Genomic DNA, 24550 nt, shown 5'->3' with positions numbered 1-24550 from the left:
ACCATGACCGTCACGCTTCTCGTCCTTGCTGTCGCCCTCGTTCTGGATCGCATTGTCGGTGATCCACCGAAGCTCTGGAGTCGCGTGCCGCATCCGGTTGTCGTGTTCGGGTGGGCCATTTCTGCGCTCGATCATTTTCTTAACCACAAGCGCATGCAGGCCGAGACGCGGAAATTTAACGGCGCCGTCGTGATCGGCGTGTTGCTCGCTGCCTGTCTGTTCGTAGGCTACGTTGTTCACGATCTGCTGATGACGCTCGGCTGGATTGGGTTGATTGCGGAGGCTGTCATTGTTGCGTTCTTTCTCGCCCAGAAGAGCCTTGCCGATCATGTCGGTGCGGTTGCAACCGGTTTGAGGCGCGGCGGCCTCGAAGGGGGACGCCAGGCGGTTTCCATGATCGTCGGCCGCGACCCGGCGACGCTGGACGAGCCTGCGGTATGCCGTGCTGCGATCGAGAGCCTTGCGGAAAACTTCTCCGATGGCGTGGTAGCGCCGGCCCTCTGGTATGCGCTGCTCGGGCTGCCGGGTCTGCTTGCCTACAAGATGCTCAACACGGCGGATTCGATGATCGGCCACAAGAACGCAAAGTACCTGGAGTTCGGCTGGGCATCGGCCCGGCTGGACGACGTCGCCAACTGGCCGGCTGCACGCCTTTCCATCTTCCTGTTGGCGGCCAGCGCGTGGGTCGTCCAGGGTGCGCGTTCTGCGCGTGCTACGATCGACGTCGCTCTGTGCGACAGCGGCCTGCATCGTTCGCCCAATTCCGGGTGGCCGGAAGCGGCAATGGCGGGTGCGCTGGGTATCGGTCTGGCCGGGCCTCGAATCTATGATGGCGTACGAGTCGAGGAGCCGATGATCAACGCCGCCGGCCGCGCGGTCGCGACGACTGCCGATGTTGATCAGGCCTTGAAAATATTCAATCGTGCCTGCGACACGCTGGTTCTGGCGGCCGTCGTCGGTGCGATTGCCCTATAGCAGCCGAGGCTACCGGCCGGTTCAATCGATGCCGGCGAACTGCTGCAGGCGCTCGATGTCGGGTACGGTCACGTGTCGGTTGTTCTCGATGCGGATGACCCCTTCCTTGCGCAGCTTGGTGAACTGGCGGCTGACGGTCTCGATCGTCAAGCCAAGGAAGTCGGCAATGTCAGCCCGCGAGAGCGGCAGGTCGAAGGCAGTGCCTTCGACGGTTTCCGGATCGTAGTGCGTCGCGATCAGATGGAGGAAGCTTGCCACCTTTTCCTGCGCATTCTTGCGGCCGAGCGTCAACATCCAGTCGCGTGCGTCGTCAAGTTCCTTCAGCGTCTGCTGATGCAACTTGTGCTCCAAATCCGGCGAACGGCTGACGAGCCGTTCCAGCATCTGGCGCGGGAAGGTGCAGATTTCCGTCTCCGTTGCCGTTTCGGCGCTGTGCGGGCTTTCGGCCGCGTAGGGACGGCCGAGAAAGTCGGGCGCGAACTGCAAGCCGACGATCTGCTGGCGACCATCCGGCATCATGCGCGTCAGTTTAATAACGCCGCGCATGATGTTGGCGCAGCTGCAAATCTCTTCGCCTTGCCCGACCACTTCAGTACCGGCATCGAGGCGCTTGCGTGTCGCGTGTTTGCTCAGTTCGCTAAGCTGCTCGGCAGACAGCGCCCCACAGACTCCGCCGTGACGTGCTTCGCAGGAACGGCACACGACCGGGGTATCTGAGTTGTGTATATCACTGCGCTGCATGTCCATTGGTGCCGCCTCTCTTCGATTTGACGCCTGTCACCTCTGAACGAGATTGGAGGCACTTACAATGCGACATGGTTGCCGCATGTCATTTAGCGGCAATTTATCGCGACTGCCGGTTGATGAATCTGTTGGGAAACTAGAGAATTTAACTTGGTAAATGTCAAATCCCGATATTGTGGGTCGGTGCATTTCAACGCGAGATTGTCGATGTGAGAGGTTTTGCTCTGGAGGGATGCAGGTGGTGCTGCTAGATACTTGTAATTATAGAATATGACGCTTTCGCAACACCGTGTTGCCAAAATGCAGCAGCTTTGGATCTGCCCATTGGCATTTCCGCCGCATTTACTTATAGGATCGCCCGACCATAGATTTCATGAGGTACTGGCGTGACAGCTACATTTGACAAGGTTGCCGACATCATCGCGGAAACCAGCGAGATCGATCGTGAAACGATCAAGCCCGAGAGCCACACGATTGACGATCTCGGCATCGACAGCCTCGACTTCCTCGACATCGTTTTTGCGATCGACAAGGAATTCGGCATCAAGATTCCGCTGGAGCAGTGGACGCAGGACGTCAACGAAGGCAAGGTCGCGACAGAGGAGTACTTCGTTTTGAAGAACCTCTGCTCGAAGATCGATGACTTGCGCGCCGCCAAGGCCTAAAATCCGAGACGCGCTGTCAGCAGTGTCTTGCGCGCTGCTCTATTTGGTAATCGGACTTTTGGCCTGCCTATTCTGGCGGGCCTTTCTATTCCGGGGGTGCCCGGAGGCATGGGTTCTCGATGCTGCTTGAATACTTCCAGATGATCGATCGCGTCGAATCGGTGGACGCCGACCGAAAGACGCTCAGGGCGCGATCCGTGGTGCCTTCGAAAAGCCCTGTCTTCGAAGGGCATTTCCCCGGCATGCCGCTTGTTCCGGGCGTCCTGCTGATCGAAACGATGGCGCAGGCCTCGGGATTTCTCGTGCTGGCCGCGACCAATTTCGCAGCCATGCCCTTTCTCATGTCGGTCGACGGCGCAAAGATGCGCACCTTTATCGCTCCCGATGCCATCCTGGATATCGAGGCTGTTCTAGAACATGATGGTTCCGGTTTTGCCGTAACGAAGGCGAGGATCACATCGGAGGGCAAGAAGGTTTGCGACGCGCAGCTGAAGCTGCGCACCATGCCGTTCAACGAAGTGCCGCTGGCTGATATCGTGCGCAAGCGGGCTGAGGAGCTCGGGCTGTTCAATGCTCTTGCCGCCAGCGGCGAAAGGAACTGATGCATGACGAAGGCTCCATACGACGTCGTCATTACCGGCATCGGCATCGTCACCTGCCAGGGTGTCGGCGTTGAGCCGCATATCGCCCACCTCAAGGCGGCGAGCGCTCCGGACCTTAAGATCGATGCGGAGCGCTTTTCTCCCTATCCGGTGCACCCCATGCCGGAGATCGACTGGTCGCAGCAGATCGCCAAGCGTGGCGACCAGCGGCAGATGGAGAACTGGCAGCGTCTGGGCGTATTTTCTGCAGGTCTTGCGCTCGATGATGCCGGCCTGAAGGACAATGTCGAGGCTTGCGGCACGATGGACATGATCGTGTCCTGCGGAGGCGGCGAGCGCGACATCAATGTCGATTCGCTGATCGTAGACGAGGGCTTGAAGCGCAACGATCGCGAGCAACTCCTGAACGAGAAGCTGACCACCGAACTGCGCCCCACGTTGTTCCTCGCCCAGCTCTCCAACCTCATGGCCGGCAATATCTCGATCGTCCACAAGGTCACGGGATCGTCTCGGACCTTCATGGGCGAGGAGGCGGCCGGCATCAGCGCAATAGAAACTGCCTTCGCCCGCATCCAGGCCGGGCAGTCGACACATACGCTGGTCGGCGGTGCATTCGTCGCCGAGCGTGCGGATGTCATCCTGCTCTATGAAGCGATTGGCGCTCACGCCACCGGTGCCTGGACGCCGCTCTGGTCGCGCGACGTGAATGCCGGCGGTGGGATCGTTATCGGTTCGGTGGGGGCGTTTCTGGTGCTGGAATCGCGTGCGCATGCCGAGGCACGGGGCGCACGCATCTATGCGACGATCAAGACGATCGGCGGCGATCGCGGACGACGCGAAGACGGGCGACTTGAGCGCCGGCTGGAAATGCTTGTAGCCGGCCTCGAGCCAAGTGCAGGGTCGACAGTCATCTTTTCCGGAGCTTCGGGCCTGCATGGGGTAACAGACCGCGAGAAGGCCTGGCTCGAATCGCGATTCGCAAACGTCCCGGTGCGGGGGTATAGCGGCGTGACCGGCCACGCACTGGAAACGCAGTTTCCGCTAGGACTGGCACTTGCCGCGCTTGCGCTTTCGAGCGAGGCCAACGTTCCGGCGTTCGACCCGACGGAAAAGCAGATGAGCGGACCTGCCGAGACAGCGATCGTCACGACGATCGGCCATGGGCGCGGCGAGGGCGTGGCCATCCTGAAGGCAGAGAAGTGAGGACGGGCGCATGAGTAAAGCAGCCTACAGGGATCATCTTGGACGTCCGATCGTCGCCGTTACCGGCATGGGCGTCATCACATCGCTCGGCCAGGGACTGAAGGACAACTGGGCAGCCCTTTCAGGCGGTGTATCCGGTATCCACGGCATCACGCGCTTTCCGGTCGATGGCCTGAATACGCGAATCGCTGGCACCGTCGATTTCGTTGAGTTGCCGGCGGAAAACCCGGTGGAGCGATCCTATTTCTATGCCCGCGAGACGACCGAGGAAGCCTTGGCGCAGGCCGGCCTCTCCGGTGATTTCGGCGGGCCGCTGTTCCTGGCTGCCCCGCCGATCGAGCCGGAATGGAGCCAGCGCTTTGCGCTGGCAGAACGCGCCCCGCCGACGCAACAGCCGGGCGATGCCTACGACCGGTTCATGGCGGTCCTGCGTGAAAAACCCGATCCGGCGCTGTACGAGACCTGGCTCTTCGGTGCGATCTCCGAACGGCTTGCAGATCGCTTCGGCACGCGCGGCTTGCCCGTGACGCTCTCGACGGCCTGTGCTTCGGGTGCCACAGCAATCCAACTCGGCGTAGAGGCTATTCGGCAGGGGCGCACCGAACGCGCATTGACGGTCGGTACGGATGGGTCGGTGACTGCCGAGGCGCTCATTCGTTTTGCTTTGCTTTCCGCACTTTCCACCCAGAACGATCCGCCGCAGAAGGCATCGAAGCCCTTCACCAAGGATCGTGACGGTTTCGTGATCGCTGAGGGGGCTGCCACACTAGTGCTCGAGTCACTGGAATCGGCGATCGCTCGTGGTGCCCGCGTTCTCGGCATCATGAAGGGTTGTGGCGAGAAGGCCGACCACTTCCACCGCACGCGCTCGTCACCGGATGGCGGCCCGGCGATCGCGACGATCCGGGCGGCTCTCGAAGACGCGGGCGTCGCCGAAGACGGGATCGGCTACATCAACGCGCACGGTACCTCGACGCCGGAAAACGACAAGATGGAATATCTGTCCATGTCGACGGTGTTCGGGGAGGGTCTGTCGAAGATTCCGGTGTCATCCAACAAGTCGATGATCGGCCACACCCTGACGGCAGCTGGCGCGATCGAAGCGGTGTTCTCGATCCAGACCATGCTGTCAGGTACGTTGCCGCCGACGATCAACTACCAGAACCCCGATCCGGGCATCGTGCTCGACGTCGTGCCGAATGTGAAGCGCGACAAGCAGGTTACGGCCGTGCTTTCAAACTCCTTCGGCTTCGGCGGACAAAATGCCAGCCTGGTGATGACGGCCGAGCCGACCTAACGGTACCGGTGGAGTGTCGCACGCGTGCTAAGAGTGCGGTTCCTCTTTTGGGAGGAGCCGCCGAATTCTCGGGTCTCCACGAGCGAAAAAGATATTCCGATTTTGCGGACCATGCGTTAGAGCATCGGACCAAATGCAGCGCATCGTCGAAAATGGACGATGCGCTGGTTCAGCTTTTTCGAGGCAAGGGCTCTTTGCCGCCTCAAGAACACATGCCGCCGCTGCGGCAAAGGACAAGAATATGCGCGCACTCCAGCTTCTCGACGATCGCAAGCTCGAACTGACGGACATCCCAGAGCCGCCGGCACCGGGGCCGGGGGAGGTGACGCTTCGCGTCAAGGCGGTCGCTCTCAACCATATCGACGTTTGGGGCTGGCGCGGCATGGCGTTCGCCAAGCGCAAGATGCCGCTGGTCATCGGAGCGGAAGCTGCCGGCGTCGTCGACCAGATTGGTCCGGGCGTCGCCAACGTTCTGCCGGGACAGCTCGTATCGGTCTACGGCGCGCGCACCTGCGGTCTGTGCAAGCCCTGCCGCGAGGGGCGCGACAATCTCTGCGAACACGTCGGCGGCGTCCATGGCTTCCACCTGGACGGCTTCGCCCAGGAGAAGATCAACATTCCTGCCCGTCAGCTGGTGCCCGCTCCTCCGGGCGTGGATGCCGTGGGCGCAGCGCTCGCGCCCGTCACCTTCGGGACCGTCGAGCATATGCTGTTCGACAACGCCAAGCTCGAATCGGGCGAAACGATCCTCGTCCACGCCGGCGGCTCCGGCATCGGTACGGCAGCGATCCAGCTTGCGAAGAAGATCGGCTGCACCGTGATCACCACCGTCGGCTCGAACGACAAGATCGAGAAGGCGAAGGCGCTGGGTGCCGATCATGTCATCAACTACCGCGAGGACCGCTTCGAGGGCGTCGTGCGCAAGCTGACGAAGAAGAAGGGTGTCGACGTCGTTTTCGAACATGTCGGCAAGGACACCTGGGCGGGTTCGATGCTGTGCCTGAAGCGTGGTGGGCGTCTCGTCACCTGCGGTTCGACCTCGGGCGTATCTACAGACATGAACCTGATGATGCTGTTCCAGCAGCAGCTGAAGCTGCTCGGTTCATTCGGCTGCCGGATGGAGAACATGGCAAACGCGATGCAGAAGATGGCCCGCGGTATCGTTCATCCGGTCATCGACACCGAAGTCACGTTCGATGGGATTGAGACGGCGCTGGAGCGCATGGAATCGCGCCAGATCTTCGGCAAGATCGTGCTGCGTCTGGACTGAGCCCGTGCGCAAGGTCATTACCCGCATCGTGCTGGCGCTGCGCAATTTCGAGCAGTGGCTCGTCGCCCAAGTCGTCTTCGGCCTCCTGAGCCTCATGAAGCTGTTTCCGGCTGATGGCGCGATGAATTTTGCCGATCGCGTTGTACGCTGGATCGGGCCGAAGACACGCCGCCACGTGCTTATGATGACGAACCTGCGCAATGCGTTTCCGGAGAAGTCCGAAGCCGAGCTCAATGAAATCGCGCTGGATAGCTGGGGGAACATGGGCCGTATGGCCGCCGAGTACGTTTTCCTCGACCGGCTCTTCGATTTCGACCCCTACAATCTGGAGGTCGGTCGCGTCGAGGTGTCGGGCATCCCGCTCTTCGTGGACCTGCGCTACAACCCTCGCCCCTTCATCGTCTTTACCGGCCATACCGGCAATTTCGAAATGCTGCCGGTCGCAAGCGCTGCCTTTGGGCTGGACGTAACGGTTCTGTTCCGGCCACCAAACAATCCCTACGTCGCCGACAAGGTGTTCGAGTTCCGGCGCGCGCGCATGGGCAACCTCGTCCCGTCGCATGCGGGCTCTTCCTTCACGCTGGCACGCAAACTCGACAGCGGCGATCCGGTGGGGGTACTCGTCGACCAGAAATACAAGAAGGGGGTGCCGACGACCTTCTTCGGTCGCCCGGCGCATACAAATCCGCTACTTCCGAAACTCGTACGCCAGTTCAATTGCGAAGTTTATCCCGCCCGCTGCATCCGCATGCCGGGGAACCGCTTCCGCCTGGAACTGGAGCCGGCCATGGAAATCCCACGGCGCCCGGATGGTGCGGTCGATGTTGAGGCTACTGCGCAGAAGCTCAATGACAAGGTGGAAGAGTGGGTGCGCGAGTATCCAGGCCAGTGGCTGTGGTATCACGACCGCTGGGAGATCAAGGGCGAACTGAAGTACAAGTAGGTGTAACGGGGGATTTTCCCCCGTTGACGATCAAACGTGGCGCAGCCGGCCGAGCAGGTGTTCGCGTTCGAAGGCGATGTGCCGACGGATCGTTTCGAAAAATCCGCGCAGCATATAGCCGGCAGCCTCGGCATTGACGTCAGGCGCGCCGCTGCCGAGTTTCAAGAGCGTGTCCACCAGTTCTTCGGCGAAGCACTCGTCCTCGCAATGTTCGAACTTCAACCGGTTCAATGTAGCGTCAAGTGTGGCGCCGCGCCCAAGCTGGGCTGCGAGATGCGGAAAGATCACCTGCTCCTCATAGCGGTGCAGGTTGTGAATCAGTGGTCCCAGAACCTTTGCCGCGTAGATGCATTTCTGCCGGTTCACGCTCGCCGGCAGGCTGTCGGCGATTTCCTCGAGCGCATCGCACAGGAGCAGTTGTTCCCGGTGCGCGCCTGCCAGCCAGTCGAGCGAAACGGTGTTGCGCGGCATGGCGGAGAGAAGGCTGTTTACCCTGTCATGTTCCTGTTGTGCCAGCGTCATGGCGTCCGATCCCCTCCAAAAAGTAACCGGATTGATTTTTGCCCGTGAAAACCCTACCCGGCCTTGATCTGTATCAAGGCTGCCTCCTCAGGTATCTGCCAGCAGTGCCATGATGCCGTGGAAGGATTCGGGTGAAGCCTCCGCGGGCGCAACGACGTTGAGTTGGGGATGCCAACGATGAAATATGGTTTAGAGACCGGGCTTCTGGCCGTGGGCGCGTTTCTTGCGCTCCTCGGCGCGGCCTTTGCACATGACAATTTGTTCCAGGCCCATATGTGGGTGCTGTTCGTGGTACTGCTGGGTGGCACGATCATCATGGTGCGGCGCATTTCCTTCGCGCCTTACCATGTGACGGGCGGTCAGTATGGTTCGGGGAAGGGCGAGGCCAATCCCTACTTCGACGAAGTGGTCAAGTACGGCGTCATCGCCACCGTCTTCTGGGGCGTCGTCGGCTTCCTGGTCGGCGTCCTCATTGCCGCACAGCTTGCTTTCCCGGATCTTAACCTGGAGCCCTGGCTCAATTTTGGTCGCCTGCGTCCGCTGCACACTTCGGCGGTCATCTTTGCATTCGGCGGCAACGCCCTGATCGCGACGTCGTTCTACGTCGTCCAGCGCACGTCTCGCGCACGCCTGTTCGGCGGCAATCTCGGCTGGTTCGTGTTCTGGGGCTACCAGCTCTTCATCGTCATGGCCGCGACCGGCTATCTCCTGGGGATCACCCAGAGCCGCGAATATGCCGAGCCGGAGTGGTATGTCGATCTCTGGCTGACCATCGTCTGGGTCGCCTATCTGATCGTCTTCCTCGGCACGGTCATCAAGCGCAAGGAGCCGCATATCTATGTGGCGAACTGGTTCTATCTCTCCTTCATCATCACCGTCGCGATGTTGCACATCATCAACAATCTGGCGATACCGGTGTCGTTCCTCGGCGTGAAGAGCTATTCCGCCTTCGCAGGCGTGCAGGACGCGGTAACGCAGTGGTGGTATGGCCACAATGCCGTCGCCTTCTTCCTGACGATCCCCTTCCTGGCGATGATGTACTATTTCGTGCCGAAGCAGGCAGAGCGTCCGGTCTATTCCTATCGGCTGTCCATCGTGCACTTCTGGTCGATCATCTTCCTCTACATCTGGGCCGGCCCGCACCACCTGCACTACACTGCCGTACCCGACTGGGCGCAGACGCTCGGCATGGTGTTCTCGATCATTCTGTGGATGCCCTCCTGGGGCGGCATGATCAACGGCCTGATGACGCTTTCGGGCGCATGGGACAAGGTGCGCACGGATCCGATCATCCGCATGATGGTCGCCGCCATCGCTTTCTATGGTATGGCGACGTTCGAGGGCCCGATGCTCTCGATCAAGGCCGTCAACTCGCTGTCGCACTATACGGATTGGACCATCGGCCACGTCCATGCAGGCGCACTCGGCTGGAACGGCATGATCTCGTTCGCGGCTGTCTATTATCTTGCGCCGAAGCTGTGGAACCGCGAGCGGCTCTACTCGGTCAACATGGTCAGCTGGCACTTCTGGCTCGCCACGCTCGGCATCGTGCTTTACGCCGCCGCCATGTGGGTCGCCGGTATCCAGCAAGGCCTGATGTGGCGCGAATATAACGACCAGGGCTTCCTCGTCTATTCGTTCGCGGAAACCGTGCTCGCAATGTTCCCCTACTACGTCATCCGTACTCTTGGCGGCGTGCTCTACCTCGCCGGTGGCTTGGTGATGGCATGGAACGTCTACCAGACCATTCGCGGGCGTCTGCGCAACGAAGCCCCCATGGGCATCCGGCCGGCTGCGGCCTTGCAACCTGCCGAATAAGGAGCGCGTGATCTATGTCCATACTAAACCACCACTCCAAACTGGAGAGAAACGCAACGCTGCTGCTGGTCGCATCGCTCGCCGTGGTCACGGTCGGCGGCATCGTTGAAATCGCACCGCTCTTCTATCTCGACAACACCATCGAGAAAGTTGAGGGCATGCGCCCCTACTCGCCGCTGGAACTCGCTGGCCGTGACATCTATGTCCGCGAGGGCTGCTACGTCTGCCACAGCCAGATGATCCGGCCTTTCCGCGACGAGGTCGAGCGCTACGGGCACTACTCGCTCGCAGCGGAAAGCATGTACGACCATTCCTTCCAGTGGGGGTCGAAGCGCACCGGGCCGGACCTGGCACGCGTCGGCGATCGTTACTCTAACGAATGGCATGTGCAGCACCTGGTTGAGCCGCGTTCGGTCGTGCCGGAATCCGTCATGCCGAGCTACGCCTTCCTCAAGGCGGCGCCGCTGAAGGTCACCGACGTCAGCATGAACCTGAAGGCGAATCGCGCAGTCGGCGTTCCCTATGACGATGCGATGCTCGAGAACGCGGCCGCCGATCTCAAGGCGCAGGCGGATCCGAACGCGGATACGTCCGGTCTCCTGGAGCGCTATCCCAAGGCCAAGATCGGCAACTTCGACGGCGATCCGCAGAAGCTGACGGAGATGGACGCTCTCGTTGCCTATCTGCAAATGCTCGGCACGCTGGTGGACTTCTCCACCTATGACGATGCCAGCGGCTACCGGTAAAGGAGGCGCGGATCATGGAAACCTACACCGCCATGCGGCATTTTGCCGACGTTTGGGGTCTGCTCGCCATGACGATTTTCTTCGCCGGCGTCGTCCTCTTCACCTTCCGGCCTGGTGGACGCAAAGCCGCCGAGAATGCCGCCCAAATCCCTCTCAAGGAGGACTGATACATGGCTGAAAAGCATATTGACGACTTCTCGGGCGTCGAAACCACCGGCCATGAATGGGACGGCATCCGCGAACTGAATAACCCGATGCCGCGCTGGTGGGTCTGGACCTTCTACGCGACCATCCTGTGGGGGATCGGCTACGTGATTGCATATCCGGCCTGGCCGATGCTGACGGATGCGACGCGTGGCGTGCTCGGCTATTCCAGTCGCGCCGAAGTGGCAAAGGAGCTCGAGGCAGCCAAGGTCGCGCAAACGGTTTACGTTGAGCGTATCGCGTCGACCCCGCTTGCCGACATCATCGCCGATCCGGAACTTTCCCAGTTCGCGATTGCCGGCGGTGCTGCGGCGTTCAAGGTCAATTGCGTGCAGTGCCATGGCTCGGGTGCTGCCGGTTCGGTTGGTTTCCCGAACCTGAACGACAACGACTGGGTCTGGGGCGGCAGTGCCGACGAGATCTACAAGACCATCGCCCACGGCATCCGTTTCGAAGGGGACGCCGATACGCATGTCTCCGAAATGCCTGCCTTCAGCGACATGTTGCAGCCGGAAGAGATCAAGCAAGTAGCGGCCTATGTGGTCAGCCTGACCGGGACGCCTGCCGACACCGGCATGGTTGAACCTGGCAAGCAGCTCTTTGCCGACAACTGCGCTTCCTGCCATGGCGAGGATGCAAAGGGCATGCGCGAGATGGGCGCGCCCAATCTCGCGGACGCCATCTGGCTGAAGAGTGAGGGCGAGGAGGCGATCGCCAGCCAGATCCGCTCTCCCAAGCACGGCGTGATGCCGGCCTGGTTGCCGCGTCTGGGCGAGCCGACCGTCAAGCAATTGGCCGTCTATGTCCACTCGCTGGGTGGCGGCGAGTAACCTGTCAACCACATCTGCGCTCTACGTGCGCCCCTCTGCCGCTGCCGGGAGAGGGGCGTTTTTGCCTCTACCGGTCCGACCACACCGCCAGTTCGTATCCATCGGGGTCGGCGAAGTGAAAACGCCTTCCGCCGGGAAACGTGAAGATCGGCTTGACGATCCGGCCGCCGGCTTTTTCCACGCGGGCGACGGCATCTTCGAGATCGTCGGCAAAGAGAATCACCAGTGGGCCACCTTGGGCGTTCACTGGCGCAAGCGTCGTGAAACCGCCGGTCAGACGGCCGTCCTGGAATTCGCAGTACTCCGGGCCGTACTCGGTGAAGGTCCAGCCGAAAGCACTGCCGTAGAAGGCCTTTGAACGGGCGATATCGGCGACGTTGAATTCGATATAGTCGATCTTGCGGTCCTTGCCGGTCGCGTCCATCAGCTATCTCCTTGTGTTTCCATCAATTTCTTCAGTGTTTCGAGGTCGTGTGCCACATGGGCGGCGTCGGCCTCGAAGGCTGTATCGTCCATACCAGGCAGGCGGAGCAGGGTGAACATCACCTCCGCGCCATCGCCGTTTGGCACAATGCGCAGCGCATTGTGGACGACAAGCCCGTCCGGCATCGTTACGCTGTGGTCGATCACGCCGTAGTCATTCATCGGCGCGAAGCGGACACGGACTTTTCCGATCGGTCCCCCGTCGGCAATCCAGTCTGCGCCGTCCGGTGTCAGCCCCGAAGCCAGACCAGAGGCCCAGAGCGGCATGTTCTCTGGCTTGGCCGCAAAAGCATAGACCTTGCGCCAGTCGCAGGTGATCGACCGGTGTACGATCCGAGAAGGCAGGGTTTTCATTATCGCTCCTTGCTGCGTCGCACGTCCCGCACGGCGCTTGGTTGCCGCAACACAGTGAATTCTCAAACAGAATAGGGCAGGCGACGTGGCATTGCTTTAAGAAAACGAAGGCAGCTGTTTGATCTGGACCAACGACGAAGAGCCGGGCCTCCACCAATATGGCATCTGAAAAGCCGTCCGGTACAACCGACATGCGTCCACAAACATGGTCGCTTAGGTGGTGGAACCACACGTGACCGAAATGGTCGGCAAGGGAGCTTGGGCGATAGATTCCCGCACTCTCGGTGAGGATGGCGGTTGGCGCGGTAGCACCCTTCGGGGCGCCCGGCCGATTTGTCGCATCTGTTTGAGGCCCATCCGGCCTGCATTGTTGATTTAAGTCAAGGAGGGCATGGTAACCCGGGCGCACAACGCTACCGAAGGACGGTGCCGCCGATGAATATATACAATGCCCTAGAACCCCAAAAGGAAACCACCATCGAGCGGCTCGATGCCGAGGCGGTCAATTCCGCCAAGGTGCGCAAGCCGCTTTACGAGAAGCGGCGGAAGATCTTTCCGAAGCGGGCCGAGGGCCAATTCCGCCAGTTCAAGTGGATCGTGATGCTGGTGACGCTCGGCATCTACTATCTGACGCCCTGGATCCGTTGGGATCGCGGCGCGCATGCGCCGGACCAGGCCGTGTTGGTCGATCTGGCGAGTCGCCGCTTTTATTTCTTCTTCATCGAGATTTGGCCGCAGGAGTTCTTCTTCGTCGCGGGCCTTCTCGTGATGGCGGGTTTCGGGCTCTTCCTGGTGACGTCCGCTGTCGGGCGCGCCTGGTGCGGCTATGCCTGTCCGCAAACCGTCTGGGTCGACCTCTTCCTCGTCGTCGAGCGGGCGATCGAGGGGGATCGCAATGCGCGAATGAAGCTCGATGCAGGACCCTGGACCCTTGAAAAGCTGCGCAAGCGCTTTGCCAAGCACATCGTCTGGCTTGCGATTGCTGTTGCCACCGGCGGTGCCTGGATCTTCTACTTCGCCGATGCCCCCACGCTGCTCAAGAACTTCGTCACGGTTAATGCCCCGCCGGTCGCCTACATAACCGTCGCCGTGCTGACCGCAACGACCTATGTTTTCGGCGGGCTGATGCGCGAACAGGTCTGCACTTACATGTGCCCGTGGCCCCGTATCCAGGCCGCGATGGTGGACGAGAGTTCTCTGGTCGTGACCTACAACGACTGGCGCGGCGAGCCGCGCTCGCGGCACGCGAAAAAGGCGATTGCCGCCGGCGAAAGCGTGGGCGATTGCGTCGACTGCAATGCCTGTGTCGCGGTCTGTCCGATGGGCATCGACATCCGCGACGGCCAGCAGCTGGAATGCATCACTTGCGCGCTTTGCATCGATGCATGCGACAGTGTCATGGACAAGATCGGCAAGGAGCGTGGGTTGATCGCTTATGCCACGCTTTCGGACTATGCCGCCAATATGGCGATCGCGACCGACAGTGAAGGGACGATTGACCCTGCGCGCGTTCGCAAGGCGGACGGCAACTTCTCCGACAAGGTCCAGCATTTCAACTGGCGCGTAGTCTTCCGCCCGCGCACGATGTTCTACCTTGCGATCTGGACGCTTGCGGGCATTGGGCTCATCTTCGCCCTCGTCTCGCGCGACCGGCTCGGGCTCAATGTGATCCACGATCGCAATCCGCAATACGTGATCGAATCGGACGGTTCGGTGCGTAACGGCTACGAGGTCAAGCTTCTGAACATGATCCCGGAGCCTCGCATCATCACGCTTTCGATCGAGGGGATGCCAAATGCGACGATGCGCATTGCCGGGCACGAGAGCGCCGACGGCCGTCACTTCAACATCCCGGTGTCGCCGGACAAGGTGACTGCGATGAAAGTCTTCGTGACGCTGCCGAAAGAATTTGGTGCCGAAGCGGTTGACGGTTTCCGGCTTGTGGCCGAAGACCGGCCGGGCAACGAGCACAGCGGATATGAAGCCAACTTCAATGTTCCAGGAGGCACGCGATGAACCGGACCGCCAAGACCCCAAAGGCGCCGTTTGTCTTCACCGGATGGCACATGCTGGGCATCATGCTGCTGTTTTTCGGCACGATCATCGCCGTAAACGTCGTCATGGCCTGGAATGCGGTTAGCAGCTGGAGCGGTTTGGTCGTGCAGAACACCTACGTTGCCAGCCAGCAGTTCAACGGCAAAGTCGAGCAGGCGAAGGCTTTCGCGGCAAGCGGACTGGAGGGCGCGCTTGCCATCGCCGATGGTCGTGTCAGCTACAGTCTACATGATCGCGAGGGCGCGCCGGTCACGGCAGACAGCGTGACGATCACCTTCAAGCGCCCCGTCGAGGAGCGGGAGGATTTCGAGCTCGTACTTGTCGCGGAAAGTGGAGGCAACTACTCTGCCATGAGGGAAATGACCGCGGGCCAGTGGATCGCGGACATCAGCACCGTCCGAGGCGGTGAAAAGATCTTTCACCAGACGATCCGGTTGGTCGTCACAGGAGAGTCAAAATGAGTTGTTGCGCACCCGGTACGGAAGGCGCGCTCGAGGGGGCGGGCGCCATGCCGTCGGCGGAAGAGCTTCTGCTCGCCAGCCGCGATCTCGGCGATGGATTGCGCCAGACGGACCTGAGCGTACCGGGAGTGCATTGCGGCGCCTGCATTGCGACGATCGAGGATGCGCTGACGGCCTTGCGGGGCATCGAAAGCGCGCGCGTCAACCTCACGGCGAAACGGGTTTCAGTGCGCTGGCATGAGGGGCAGGACTTCGATCCGAAAACGATCGTGACAGCGATCGCTTCGAGAGGGTACGCGGCGCACCTATTTACCGCGCCGCTCGCGGGTGACGACGAGTTGCGCAACCAACTCATCCGCGCCGTAGCCGTATCCGGCTTCGCCGCCATGAATATCATGCTGCTGTCCGTGTCTGTCTGGTCCGGGGCGGAAGCTTCGACCCGCGACCTGTTCCACTGGATCTCCGCGTTGATCGCCGGTCCCGTGCTGCTCTATGCCGGCCGCTTTTTCTTCAAGTCTGCCTGGAGCGCCCTGAAACACGGGCACACCAACATGGACGTGCCAATATCCCTCGCGGTCACCTTGTCCTACTGCGTTTCGTTGTGGGAGACGATCCATCACGGCGAGCACGCGTGGTTCGATGCAACGGTGACGCTGCTGTTCTTCCTTCTGATCGGCCGGACGCTGGATCACGTCATGCGTGACCGCGCACGCTCCGCCATCACCGGTCTGGCCCGGCTGTCGCCACGCGGCGCCATGGCGATTTCCGCCGACGGGGCACGTGAGTATCGGCCGGTTGAGGAGATTGCGGTGGGTGATCGGCTCTCGGTGGCTGCCGGCGAGCGGCTGGCCGTCGATGCTCGCGTCGTCTCCGGAACCAGTGATGTGGACCGCTCGCTCGTCAGCGGCGAAAGCGTGCCGGTTACCGCCCGACCCGGAACACAGCTGGAGGCAGGGGTGATAAACCTTACGGGCGCGCTTGTCGTCGAGGCGACCGCCGTGGCGCGCGAGTCGTTCCTCGCCGAGGTCATCGGCCTGATGGAGGCGGCGGAAGGTGGGCGTGCCCGCTACCGCCGCATTGCCGATCGGGCCGCGGCCTACTATTCGCCGGCCGTGCACCTGCTCGCCCTGATTTCCTTTTTCGGCTGGGGTTTCTACGATGGCGACTGGAAGCACGCGATGCTCGTTGCCGTTGCGGTGCTGATCATTACCTGCCCATGCGCGCTCGGCCTTGCCGTGCCGGTCGTGCAGGTGGTTGCCGCCGGCCGATTGTTCAGCAACGGTATCATGGTCAAGGATGGCTCGGCCATGGAGCGGCTGGCCGAGATCGACACGGCATTGTTCGACAAGACGGGCACGCTCACCATGGGAGCGCCGAGATTGGTGGGACGGGTGGGTTCTGTCGCGACTGCAGGGGAGCACCGACCGACCAACCAATCGTTCGCGATCGCCGCGGCGATCGCAGGACACTCGCGGCATCCGCTGTCCGGCGCACTCGCTGCCGCCTACTCCGGCCCGTTGCCGCAAATCGATGCGGTCACGGAGATACCCGGCTGCGGTCTCGAAGCGGTGACGCCGGAGGGAACCTATCGCCTCGGAAATCGCGGATTTGCCTGCGGTGGTGCTGACAGTAGGGAAGATGGTTCTGCGATGTCGGAGGTGGTTCTCACGCTCGACCATCGGCCGCTTGAAACCTACACCTTCGAGGACAGGCTTCGGCCTGGCGCGCGAAACGCGATGGATAGCCTGCGCAAGCAACATGTCGAGATCGGCATCCTTTCCGGTGACCGGACGGCTGCGGTTGAGCGGGTCGCTTCAATGCTGGGCGCAGAGCGCTGGCGGGCAGGCCTTGCGCCACGCGACAAGACTGAAGCCGTTGCAGCATGCGCTTCATCAGGCCACAAAGTGCTGATGGTCGGCGATGGTATCAACGATGCACCGGCGCTTTCGGCGGCGCACGTCTCGATGGCACCGGCGACCGCCGCCGATATCGGCCGGCAGGCCGCAGATCTCGTCTTCCTGCACGACGGGCTCGATGCGGTTACCTTTGCACTGGATACATCGCGCAAGGCCGGCCGCCTGATCCAGCAGAACTTCGCTCTGGCGATCGGCTACAACGTGATTGCGGTTCCCGTTGCGATCCTTGGTCACGCGACGCCGTTGATTGCGGCCATAGCAATGTCGACGTCATCGATCATCGTGGTGGCCAATTCGCTCCGGTTGAGGGGTAGATCGCCTGAAACGGCAGACAATGCCGCCCGGCAAACACCATCGGTCGGAATGGTAAGGCCCGCATGAACACGCTGATCTATCTGATTCCGATTGCGCTCTTACTTGGCGGCCTCGGCCTTGCGGCCTTTCTCTGGTCGATGAAGAGCGGGCAATACGAGGATCTCGACGGGGCCGCCTGGCGTGTGCTGGACGACGGTGATGGCACGGCAAAGCCCGGACATCGCACCGAGGATCGTCAGCCATGACCTGTCGTCCGGGCAGAACTGCAAGCTGGTCCTTGTCGTAAATCGATTTGAATGCCAAAACCACTGCTGGCGGAGTTGCGGGAAGTTCTTTCCCCCTGAACTTCGATAAGACTGGCATGCGCATTGTCCGACGAGTGCTTCGGCGCCCGATGATGCGCTATTTCCCTATGGAGGTGCGACGTGGCACAGGCGGAAATCGGTTTGATCGGTCTCGGCGTGATGGGATCGAATCTGGCGCTCAATATCGCCGAGAAGGGCAACAAGATTGCGGTCTTCAACCGGACTGTCGCCCGCACTCACGAGTTTTACCAGGAGGCTGGCGCCCTCAAGGACAACATCGTGCCCTGCGACACGATCGAGGATTTCGTTGCCGCCATCCGTCCGCCGCGGCCGATCATCATCATGATCAAGGCCGGCGAGGCAGTCGATCAGCAGATGGAGCAGTTGCGCCCGCATCTTGCAAAGAACGACATCATGATCGACGCCGGAAACGCCAACTTCCGCGACACGATGCGCCGCTTCGATACCCTGAAGGACAGCGGTCTGACCTTCATCGGCATGGGTGTCTCGGGCGGCGAGGAGGGCGCGCGTCACGGTCCCTCTATTATGGTCGGCGGCACGGAAGACAGCTGGAAGCGCGTCGAGAAAGTGCTGACTTCGATCGCCGCGAAGTACAATGGCGAACCCTGCGTCGCCTGGCTCGGCGAGAACGGCGCCGGTCATTTCGTCAAGACGATCCATAACGGCATCGAATACGCCGACATGCAGATGATCGCCGAAATCTACGGGATTTTGCGTGACGGATTGAAGATGAGCTCTCGCGAGATCGGCGAGGTATTTTCGGCCTGGAACAAGGGGCGCCTGAATTCCTACCTGATCGAAATCACCGCCAAGGTGTTGGAAGCCGCCGATCCGATCACTGGAAAGCCAATCGTCGACATGATTCTCGACAAGGCCGGACAAAAGGGCACCGGCAAATGGTCGGTCATCGAGGCGCAGAATATGGGTGTTCCGGCCACCGCGATTGAGGCGGCCGTTGCCGCGCGCAGCATTTCATCGATGAAGGGCGAGCGCGAAGCAGCGGAAAAGGTGCTTGGCCTTCCGCCGGTGGCTCCGCTTTCGGTCTCCGATAGGCCGGCCTTCATCAAGGACCTCGAAAGTGCGCTTCTGGCGGCCAAGATCGGCGCCTATGCGCAGGGTTTCGCCGTGATGGCGGCCGCCTCGAAGGAGTTCGGCTGGAAACTGCCGATGCCGACGATCGCAAGGATCTGGCGCGCCGGCTGCATCATTCGCTCGCAGTTCCTTGACGAGATCACCACTGCCTTCACCAAAAATCCCGATGCAGCTAACCTGATCGTTACGCCGGCGTTTTCTGCCATGGTCAAGGAAACCGACGGGGCGCTGCGCCGGGTCGTTTCCACTGCGGTCCTCGGCGGACTGCCCGTGCCGGCACTCGCGTCTGCGCTCGGATACTTCGACAGCTATCGCCGCGGCCGCGGCACGGCCAACCTCATCCAGGCCCAGCGCGACTTCTTCGGTGCCCACGGCTTCGACCGCATCGACGGCGCGGACAGCCATCATGGTCCCTGGGGCAGTGGGCTCAACACCTGAGATTTGGCGACGCTTGAAGTCAAAAGGCCCGGTCGCAAGACCGGGCATTTTTCTTTAAGTGGCGTTTTGCGACGGCATCAGGCGTAGAGGCCTCGAAGATGAGGGCCTGTTGCGCTTTCCGATCCGGCTGCCGGGCTAGGTTCGATCGAAGCTCTGGGTGGCGGCATTCTCGTGCCAATGGCAAACAGTGCAGCACTGATCACTGCGAATCCCGCAAAGAGAAGGAACATTCCGGGGCCGCCAAAAGCAGCCAGCATTAGCCCACCCAGCGTCGGGCCAACGAAGTTGCCGATGGTCGAAAATGAATGGGCTCCGAAGTAGCTGCCCCTGTTGCGATCGTTCGAGATGCCATCAACCAGCATGTATTCCGACGGGACGACCAGAATTTCTCCAATCGTAAAAATGACCATCGAAATCGCCAAGCCCCACAAGCCGGCAGAAGCAAGAAAACCAAGCTCGCCGAAGAGGAAAAGCACGCAGCCGATCACGAGCGCATTCAGTGCGCCTGCGCGCTCGATAAAGCGACGGGCAAACGGATTTCCAAGCAGCACGACAGCTCCGTTGACGGAGACAAGATAGGCGAAGATTTCCACGCCGCCGGCTATGTTGCCGGAAAGATACGGAGCCAGTGTAGCCGACCATTGGCCGTATACGGCAATCAGCAAGGTGCCGCCACCGACAAAGAAGGCCAAGCGGGGATCGCGGATCGCGGTCCTGATGCTCTGAAGAACCGATACCCTTGGCGCGGTGGCTTGCTCGGCATCGCTCCGATGCAAGGGAACTTTCAACAGGTGCAAGGCAAGCGCAAACATTGCATAGACAACGCCTGCAATGACGAAAAGCGTTGTGGACGCGGCACCTGCGGCGATTCCGATCAGCGGACCTACGGCGAAACCAAAGTTTATCGCTGTGTAGCGCCACGAGAAATACTTCAGCCGCATCTGTTCAGGGCATACGTCGCTCATCAGGGCGCGTGAAATCGGTTCATTTATCGCGACGGCGACGGCAGCGACGATTTGGGCAAGGCAGAATGCGAGAACCGTTTCGGCGACCCCCATCCCGGCCATAGCGAGAGCCATGGAGAGGAGGGTCAGTGTCAATACGGTTTTGCGCCCCACCTTGTCCGACAGGGAGCCAGCGAACGGGGCCGCAACGGCACCCACCAAGGGGCCGATACCCAGGAGCACGCCGATCATGGCCGGTCCGAGACCGAATGATTGCTGCAGCTTGATGGCAAGGAACGACAGCGTCATTGCCCTTGCGACATTCACAAGACCCGCCCCGGCAATGAGGAACAGCACATAATTCAGTCTTTGCTTTTCATACCCCATCGTCGTCCCTCAGTCGTCGCTATTGGCTTGTCTCGAAGTTTCCGATGCAAGCGACAGTTTTTGCGATGCCGCAAAAACGGACGTCTTGCAACAGGTACAACTAGCCATATTGCTATGTTTGCGGAGATCGCCCCTCATCCCCCCGCCGGGACCTTGTCTCCGCAGGCGGGAAAAGCAGGAAAACGGTGATCCCATCCACCCTCGACCCGCATTGCGGGGAGTGGATGCCGGCAGGCAGGTGAGCGCATGTCATGGCGCAATCGGTCGCGGTGTGCTCAAACCTCTCCCGTCGGGATCGGAGCGCTGAGTGTCTGCAGTTCGCTCGCCGGCCGGCCGTCGATCCGGGCGATGACGGCCTTGGCGAGTTCGCGTCCGGCGAGCCGGATGTCCTCGCGCACCGTCATGACTTCCGGCCGCAGCCATTGCAGGAAGGTGCTCGGTTCCTTGGAGGCAATGTCGATATCACGGCCGAGCACACGACCAGAGGCTTCTACCGCGGCGATCAGCGCAACGGCGCCCGATCCGCTGCCCGAGACGATTCCATCCGGGGCGGCGGGCGATTGCATGACCTTTTCGCAGGCGGCGCGGATCTGCGGCAGGCTGGAATCGAGATTAACCTCGCTGAATGGGAATATAGAGGCGCCGAAATCGTGCACCGCGCGCTCGAATCCGGTGCGCATGTGGATGTTGAATGTCAGGTTCGGCGGCGGCTCGAGCAGCATCAGATGCCTGCGCCCCCGCTCCACCAGTCTGCGCACGGCCTCGTAGGCGAAACGCTCGTTGTCGAAATCGTGGAAGGCGTGCTCGAGGCCCATGACGGTGCGGCCGTGAGTGACGAAGGGGAAGTGGCGCTCCATCAGGAGCGCTACGCGCGGGTCCTTGGGTTCGGTGCGGGAAATGATCACGCCATCGGCAGCACCGGTATCCAGAATGTATCGGATCGGGTCCAGCGGATTTGCGGCGGTCCGGTAGGGGGTCACGACCAAATGATACTGGGTCGAGGCGAGAACCTCCGAGATGCCGACTACGAGGGGACTCGTGAGACCCATGATCTCTTCCTCGAGGCTGAGGACGAGGCTGATCACATTTGTCTTGCCGGTACGCAGCCTGACGCCTGCGCGATTGGGCTGGTAGCCGATCTGCCGGGCGACCAGTCGGACGCGCTCCTTCGTGTCGTGGCCGATGTCCGGAGCATCCTTCAGCGCCCGCGACACGGTGGTGACGCCGAGGCCGGTCATGAAGGCAATCGTCTTCAGGGTCGGTCGTTCCGTGCCGGCCGCGTCGCCCTGCTCCTCGTTGGACTTGTTCATGCCTGAGCGCACCTTCTCCACGTTGCCGGCCGGTTACCATGCTTCGGCTTTATGCGCTACCGCAACAGCATGCTTCCACTGTAACTGTAACGATGCAGAATATGCGACGGAGCCCCATTTTTCAAGGGGTGGATGTGGGCGAGAAGTGTCTTGCGGTGATGCGCTGCATGTTTGGATGATGGATGTCATTTTTTGTATGGTGTTGAAAAATCACGATAAAATTAGTATTTCAATGTCTTTAAGTGCAGTGCTGCGATCTTTTATGCAGCGGAAATCACGGTGCTCGATGATTGTCGCTGAATCTGAGGATCGCCGGCTTGCGTGATCGAAACGTTTGCTCTACGTTTTTAACTGTAACGTTTCAGTGAGGGAGGAGACTCATGAAATTTCGTTCCGCGGTCGCCGGCTTGGCGGCTACCGTTGCGTTGCCGGTTGTTGCCGTGCATGCGACGGACCTGGAGGTGACGCATTGGTGGACATCCGGCGGCGAGGCTGCGGCGGTGGCCGAACTGGCCAAGGCCTTCGATGCCACCGGCAATCATTGGGTGGACGGCGCGATTGCCGGTTCCGGCGGAACCGCGCGCCCGATCATGATCAGCCGCATCACGGGCGGCGATCCGATGGCCGCCACGCAGTTCAATCACGGTCGCCAGGCGGAGGAACTGGTCCAGGAAGGCCTGATGCGCGACCTCACGGACGTTGCGACCAAGGGGAACTGGAAGGAGATCATCAAGCCGTCGAGCCTGCTCGATTCCTGCACCATCGACGGCAAGATCTATTGCGCGCCGGTGAACATCCATTCCTGGCAATGGCTTTGGCTTTCGAACGCGGCCTTCAAGCAGGCCGGCGTCGAGGTGCCGAAAAACTGGGATGAATTCGTTGCGGCCGCGCCGGCGCTGGAAAAGGCCGGCATCGTGCCGCTTGCCCTGGGTGGTCAGCCCTGGCAGTCGAATGGCGCCTTTGACGTGATGATCCTGGCGCTCGCCGGCAAGGACACTTTCCTGAGCGTCTTCCGCGATAAGGATGCACAGGTGGCAGCCGGGCCGGAGATCGCCAAGGTCTTCAAGGCTGCGGAAGATGCCCGCCGCATGTCCAAGGGCACCAACGTGCAGGACTGGAATCTCGCGACCAACATGGTCATCACCGGCAAGGCCGGCGGGCAGATCATGGGCGACTGGGCGCAGGGCGAATTCCAACTCGCAGGGCTGAAGGCCGGGGAGGACTACACCTGCCTTCCCGGTCTCGGCGTCAACCAGGTTATCGCCACGGGCGGTGACGCCTTCTATTTCCCGCTGCTCGAGGACGAAGAAAAGTCCAAGGCGCAGGGAGTTCTGGCCGAAACGCTTCTCGACCCGAAGACCCAGGTTGCCTTCAACCTGAAGAAGGGTTCGCTGCCGGTGCGTGGTGACGTCGATCTGGCTGCCGCCAACGACTGCATGAAAAAGGGGTTGGACATCCTCGCCAAGGGCGATGTGATCCCGTGGACCGACCAACTGCTTTCGGCCGACAGCCAGAAGCAGAAGGAAGACCTCGCCTCCGAGTTCTTCGCCAATCCTTCGATCACGGCCGAAGAGGCGCAGAAGCGCTTCGCGGAGATCATCGCTGCGGCCGATTGATCTGTGTCTTCTTCCGCTGTCGGCTCTCCCTACGGAGCCGACAGTGTGGTTGACGGCTGGCCGATGACGGCATCGGCCCAATGGCAATGAACGGGACAGGATGGGGAGGACGGACCCATGACAGGCCACGTGCGCGACGGGCGGCCAAACCGATTGCTGCGCAATCTGAATGCGAAGATTGCTTCGATACCGATGATATTGACCGCCGTCGTCATCTTCCTGGGCGGTACGGTGTGGACCGTGATCTACTCGTTCACGAGCTCCAAGCTGCTGCCGCGGCTCAAGTTCGTCGGGCTCGACCAGTACGAGCGGCTTTGGGCGGCGCCGCGCTGGATCGTCTCGATCGAAAACCTCGCCATCTTTGGCTTCTTTTCGCTGTTCTTCAGCTTTGTCATCGGCTTCGTGCTTGCGGCGCTGATGGACCAGAAGATCCGCTTCGAAAACACGTTCCGCACGATCTTTCTCTATCCCTTCGCGCTGTCCTTCATCGTCACCGGTCTCGTCTGGCAGTGGCTACTCAATCCCGAGCACGGCATCCAGTCGGTGGTGCGGGCCATGGGCTGGGCGGGCTTCAGCTTCGATCCGCTCTACACGCCCAGCATCGTCATCTACGGCATCCTGATCGCGGCGCTCTGGCAGGGCACGGGCCTTGTCATGTGCCTCATGCTGGCAGGGTTGCGCGGCATCGACGAGGACATCTGGAAGGCCGCGCGGGTCGACGGCATCCCGATGTGGAAGACCTATCTCTTCATCGTCATCCCGATGATGCGGCCGGTGTTCGTCACGACGCTCGTGATCATCGCAAGCGGCATCGTGCGCGTCTACGACCTCGTCGTGGCGCAGACCAGCGGTGGGCCGGGGATCTCTTCGGAAGTGCCGGCCAAGTACGTTTACGACTACATGTTCCACGCCCAGAATCTGGGGCAGGGGTTTGCAGCCTCCACCATGATGCTCCTCACCGTGGCGATCATCATCGTTCCCTGGGCCTATCTGGAATTCGGCGGAGGGCGCAAGCGTGTCTGACCGGGCGCATC

The 24550-nt window shown here is 61.1% G+C and carries 24 protein-coding genes; 18 read left to right on the top strand and 6 right to left on the bottom strand.

Annotated elements, in window-relative coordinates; translation table 11 throughout:
• Positions 1 to 3: 3 nt before the first annotated feature.
• Complete coding sequence (gene cbiB, locus IB238_RS08365; protein WP_192245244.1) at positions 4 to 975, top strand: adenosylcobinamide-phosphate synthase CbiB; 972 nt, start codon at positions 4 to 6, stop codon at positions 973 to 975.
• Positions 976 to 996: 21 nt separating this feature from the next.
• Here the strand turns inward: cbiB and IB238_RS08360 are convergent, their stop codons facing one another.
• Complete coding sequence (locus tag IB238_RS08360) at positions 997 to 1722, bottom strand: Crp/Fnr family transcriptional regulator (RefSeq protein ID WP_192245242.1); 726 nt, start codon at positions 1720 to 1722, stop codon at positions 997 to 999.
• 383 nt (positions 1723 to 2105) lie between these two features.
• Here IB238_RS08360 and IB238_RS08355 point away from each other — a divergent pair, with 383 nt between their 5' ends.
• The 6 genes from IB238_RS08355 to IB238_RS08330 all read left to right on the top strand — a co-directional run bounded on the left by IB238_RS08355 (position 2106) and on the right by IB238_RS08330 (position 7699).
• A complete protein-coding gene (locus IB238_RS08355; protein ID WP_192245240.1) occupies positions 2106 to 2384 on the top strand; it encodes an acyl carrier protein in 279 nt (92 codons plus the stop codon).
• A gap of 119 nt (positions 2385 to 2503) precedes the next feature.
• Entirely contained in the window at positions 2504 to 2986 is a 483-nt protein-coding gene (locus IB238_RS08350) for a 3-hydroxyacyl-ACP dehydratase FabZ family protein (RefSeq protein ID WP_192245234.1), read from the top strand.
• Positions 2987 to 2989: 3 nt separating this feature from the next.
• Positions 2990 to 4189 carry a beta-ketoacyl-ACP synthase gene (locus tag IB238_RS08345; protein WP_192245232.1) on the top strand — a complete coding sequence of 400 codons (1200 nt, stop codon included), beginning with the start codon at positions 2990 to 2992 and terminating at the stop codon, positions 4187 to 4189.
• Positions 4190 to 4199: 10 nt separating this feature from the next.
• On the top strand, positions 4200 to 5486 hold the full coding sequence (locus IB238_RS08340; protein ID WP_192245230.1) for a beta-ketoacyl-ACP synthase: 1287 nt from the start codon (positions 4200 to 4202) through the stop codon (positions 5484 to 5486).
• Positions 5487 to 5727: 241 nt separating this feature from the next.
• The gene (locus IB238_RS08335; RefSeq protein ID WP_192245228.1) at positions 5728 to 6756 is read left to right on the top strand and encodes a zinc-binding dehydrogenase; all 1029 of its coding nucleotides are present in this window, start codon (positions 5728 to 5730) and stop codon (positions 6754 to 6756) included.
• A gap of 4 nt (positions 6757 to 6760) precedes the next feature.
• A complete protein-coding gene (locus IB238_RS08330) occupies positions 6761 to 7699 on the top strand; it encodes a lipid A biosynthesis lauroyl acyltransferase (protein ID WP_348648211.1) in 939 nt (312 codons plus the stop codon).
• Between the two features lie 30 nt (positions 7700 to 7729).
• On the opposite strand, the gene IB238_RS08325 is transcribed toward IB238_RS08330, so the two are convergent.
• Complete coding sequence (locus IB238_RS08325) at positions 7730 to 8221, bottom strand: hemerythrin domain-containing protein (protein WP_192245224.1); 492 nt, start codon at positions 8219 to 8221, stop codon at positions 7730 to 7732.
• A gap of 177 nt (positions 8222 to 8398) precedes the next feature.
• Between IB238_RS08325 and ccoN the strand changes: the two genes are divergently transcribed.
• From ccoN to ccoP, 4 genes are read left to right on the top strand one after another with little or no spacing between them, the layout of a single operon-like run.
• Positions 8399 to 10039, top strand: a complete 1641-nt coding sequence (gene ccoN / locus IB238_RS08320; RefSeq protein WP_192245222.1) for a cytochrome-c oxidase, cbb3-type subunit I — start codon at positions 8399 to 8401, stop codon at positions 10037 to 10039.
• Between the two features lie 14 nt (positions 10040 to 10053).
• Complete coding sequence (gene ccoO, locus IB238_RS08315; protein ID WP_192245220.1) at positions 10054 to 10785, top strand: cytochrome-c oxidase, cbb3-type subunit II; 732 nt, start codon at positions 10054 to 10056, stop codon at positions 10783 to 10785.
• A 14-nt stretch (positions 10786 to 10799) separates the two neighbouring features.
• Positions 10800 to 10952: a cbb3-type cytochrome c oxidase subunit 3 gene (locus tag IB238_RS08310; RefSeq protein WP_192245218.1), complete on the top strand. Its 153-nt coding sequence runs from the start codon at positions 10800 to 10802 to the stop codon at positions 10950 to 10952.
• A gap of 3 nt (positions 10953 to 10955) precedes the next feature.
• Positions 10956 to 11819 (top strand): cytochrome-c oxidase, cbb3-type subunit III, encoded by an 864-nt coding sequence (gene ccoP / locus IB238_RS08305; protein WP_192245216.1) that lies wholly within the window; start codon positions 10956 to 10958, stop codon positions 11817 to 11819.
• Positions 11820 to 11886: 67 nt separating this feature from the next.
• Here the strand turns inward: ccoP and IB238_RS08300 are convergent, their stop codons facing one another.
• The gene (locus IB238_RS08300) at positions 11887 to 12243 is read right to left on the bottom strand and encodes a VOC family protein (protein WP_192245214.1); all 357 of its coding nucleotides are present in this window, start codon (positions 12241 to 12243) and stop codon (positions 11887 to 11889) included.
• Positions 12243 to 12656: an SRPBCC family protein gene (locus IB238_RS08295; protein WP_192245212.1), complete on the bottom strand. Its 414-nt coding sequence runs from the start codon at positions 12654 to 12656 to the stop codon at positions 12243 to 12245. The genes IB238_RS08300 and IB238_RS08295 overlap by 1 nt, the downstream gene beginning before the upstream one ends.
• Before the next feature lie 435 nt (positions 12657 to 13091).
• On the opposite strand from IB238_RS08295, the gene ccoG reads away from it, so the two are divergent.
• The 5 genes from ccoG to gndA all read left to right on the top strand — a co-directional run bounded on the left by ccoG (position 13092) and on the right by gndA (position 19259).
• Positions 13092 to 14672 carry a cytochrome c oxidase accessory protein CcoG gene (gene ccoG, locus IB238_RS08290; RefSeq protein ID WP_192245210.1) on the top strand — a complete coding sequence of 527 codons (1581 nt, stop codon included), beginning with the start codon at positions 13092 to 13094 and terminating at the stop codon, positions 14670 to 14672.
• On the top strand, positions 14669 to 15172 hold the full coding sequence (locus tag IB238_RS08285) for a FixH family protein (protein ID WP_192245208.1): 504 nt from the start codon (positions 14669 to 14671) through the stop codon (positions 15170 to 15172). The genes ccoG and IB238_RS08285 overlap by 4 nt, the downstream gene beginning before the upstream one ends.
• A complete protein-coding gene (locus IB238_RS08280) occupies positions 15169 to 17469 on the top strand; it encodes a cation-translocating P-type ATPase (RefSeq protein WP_192245206.1) in 2301 nt (766 codons plus the stop codon). Before IB238_RS08285 ends, IB238_RS08280 begins: the two co-directional genes overlap by 4 nt.
• Positions 17466 to 17648 (top strand): cbb3-type cytochrome oxidase assembly protein CcoS, encoded by a 183-nt coding sequence (ccoS, locus tag IB238_RS08275; RefSeq protein ID WP_192245204.1) that lies wholly within the window; start codon positions 17466 to 17468, stop codon positions 17646 to 17648. The genes IB238_RS08280 and ccoS overlap by 4 nt, the downstream gene beginning before the upstream one ends.
• Positions 17649 to 17828: 180 nt before the next feature.
• Entirely contained in the window at positions 17829 to 19259 is a 1431-nt protein-coding gene (gene gndA / locus IB238_RS08270; RefSeq protein ID WP_192245202.1) for an NADP-dependent phosphogluconate dehydrogenase, read from the top strand.
• Positions 19260 to 19336: 77 nt separating this feature from the next.
• On the opposite strand, the gene IB238_RS08265 is transcribed toward gndA, so the two are convergent.
• Positions 19337 to 20590 (bottom strand): MFS transporter, encoded by a 1254-nt coding sequence (locus IB238_RS08265; RefSeq protein ID WP_192245200.1) that lies wholly within the window; start codon positions 20588 to 20590, stop codon positions 19337 to 19339.
• Positions 20591 to 20865: 275 nt separating this feature from the next.
• Positions 20866 to 21900, bottom strand: coding sequence for a LacI family transcriptional regulator (locus tag IB238_RS08260; protein ID WP_192245198.1), 1035 nt, complete (start codon positions 21898 to 21900; stop codon positions 20866 to 20868).
• Between the two features lie 380 nt (positions 21901 to 22280).
• Here IB238_RS08260 and IB238_RS08255 point away from each other — a divergent pair, with 380 nt between their 5' ends.
• Complete coding sequence (locus tag IB238_RS08255) at positions 22281 to 23516, top strand: ABC transporter substrate-binding protein (RefSeq protein WP_192245197.1); 1236 nt, start codon at positions 22281 to 22283, stop codon at positions 23514 to 23516.
• A 117-nt stretch (positions 23517 to 23633) separates the two neighbouring features.
• Positions 23634 to 24539, top strand: coding sequence for a sugar ABC transporter permease (locus IB238_RS08250; protein ID WP_192245195.1), 906 nt, complete (start codon positions 23634 to 23636; stop codon positions 24537 to 24539).
• Positions 24540 to 24550 lie beyond the last annotated feature (11 nt).

Origin of the sequence: Rhizobium sp. ARZ01, from assembly GCF_014851675.1 — a bacterium.
Taxonomy (GTDB): Bacteria; Pseudomonadota; Alphaproteobacteria; order Rhizobiales; family Rhizobiaceae; genus Mycoplana.
This window is presented reverse-complemented; position numbering and strand designations above follow the sequence as displayed.

What these genes read in the sequence shown, in the direction of transcription:
- IB238_RS08335 (WP_192245228.1), top strand. Translation starts at nt 5,728, where the DNA reads ATGCGCGCACTCCAGCTTCTCGACGATCGCAAGCTCGAACTGACGGAC.
- IB238_RS08310 (WP_192245218.1), top strand. Translation starts at nt 10,800, where the DNA reads ATGGAAACCTACACCGCCATGCGGCATTTTGCCGACGTTTGGGGTCTG.
- IB238_RS08350 (WP_192245234.1), top strand. Translation starts at nt 2,504, where the DNA reads ATGCTGCTTGAATACTTCCAGATGATCGATCGCGTCGAATCGGTGGAC.
- IB238_RS08255 (WP_192245197.1), top strand. Translation starts at nt 22,281, where the DNA reads ATGAAATTTCGTTCCGCGGTCGCCGGCTTGGCGGCTACCGTTGCGTTG.
- IB238_RS08360 (WP_192245242.1), bottom strand. Translation starts at nt 1,722, where the DNA reads ATGGACATGCAGCGCAGTGATATACACAACTCAGATACCCCGGTCGTG.
- IB238_RS08260 (WP_192245198.1), bottom strand. Translation starts at nt 21,900, where the DNA reads ATGAACAAGTCCAACGAGGAGCAGGGCGACGCGGCCGGCACGGAACGA.
- ccoG (WP_192245210.1), top strand. Translation starts at nt 13,092, where the DNA reads ATGAATATATACAATGCCCTAGAACCCCAAAAGGAAACCACCATCGAG.
- IB238_RS08285 (WP_192245208.1), top strand. Translation starts at nt 14,669, where the DNA reads ATGAACCGGACCGCCAAGACCCCAAAGGCGCCGTTTGTCTTCACCGGA.
- IB238_RS08325 (WP_192245224.1), bottom strand. Translation starts at nt 8,221, where the DNA reads ATGACGCTGGCACAACAGGAACATGACAGGGTAAACAGCCTTCTCTCC.
- IB238_RS08265 (WP_192245200.1), bottom strand. Translation starts at nt 20,590, where the DNA reads ATGGGGTATGAAAAGCAAAGACTGAATTATGTGCTGTTCCTCATTGCC.
- IB238_RS08295 (WP_192245212.1), bottom strand. Translation starts at nt 12,656, where the DNA reads ATGAAAACCCTGCCTTCTCGGATCGTACACCGGTCGATCACCTGCGAC.
- IB238_RS08280 (WP_192245206.1), top strand. Translation starts at nt 15,169, where the DNA reads ATGAGTTGTTGCGCACCCGGTACGGAAGGCGCGCTCGAGGGGGCGGGC.
- IB238_RS08340 (WP_192245230.1), top strand. Translation starts at nt 4,200, where the DNA reads ATGAGTAAAGCAGCCTACAGGGATCATCTTGGACGTCCGATCGTCGCC.
- ccoS (WP_192245204.1), top strand. Translation starts at nt 17,466, where the DNA reads ATGAACACGCTGATCTATCTGATTCCGATTGCGCTCTTACTTGGCGGC.
- ccoO (WP_192245220.1), top strand. Translation starts at nt 10,054, where the DNA reads ATGTCCATACTAAACCACCACTCCAAACTGGAGAGAAACGCAACGCTG.
- IB238_RS08250 (WP_192245195.1), top strand. Translation starts at nt 23,634, where the DNA reads ATGACAGGCCACGTGCGCGACGGGCGGCCAAACCGATTGCTGCGCAAT.
- ccoN (WP_192245222.1), top strand. Translation starts at nt 8,399, where the DNA reads ATGAAATATGGTTTAGAGACCGGGCTTCTGGCCGTGGGCGCGTTTCTT.
- cbiB (WP_192245244.1), top strand. Translation starts at nt 4, where the DNA reads ATGACCGTCACGCTTCTCGTCCTTGCTGTCGCCCTCGTTCTGGATCGC.
- IB238_RS08345 (WP_192245232.1), top strand. Translation starts at nt 2,990, where the DNA reads ATGACGAAGGCTCCATACGACGTCGTCATTACCGGCATCGGCATCGTC.
- IB238_RS08300 (WP_192245214.1), bottom strand. Translation starts at nt 12,243, where the DNA reads ATGGACGCGACCGGCAAGGACCGCAAGATCGACTATATCGAATTCAAC.
- ccoP (WP_192245216.1), top strand. Translation starts at nt 10,956, where the DNA reads ATGGCTGAAAAGCATATTGACGACTTCTCGGGCGTCGAAACCACCGGC.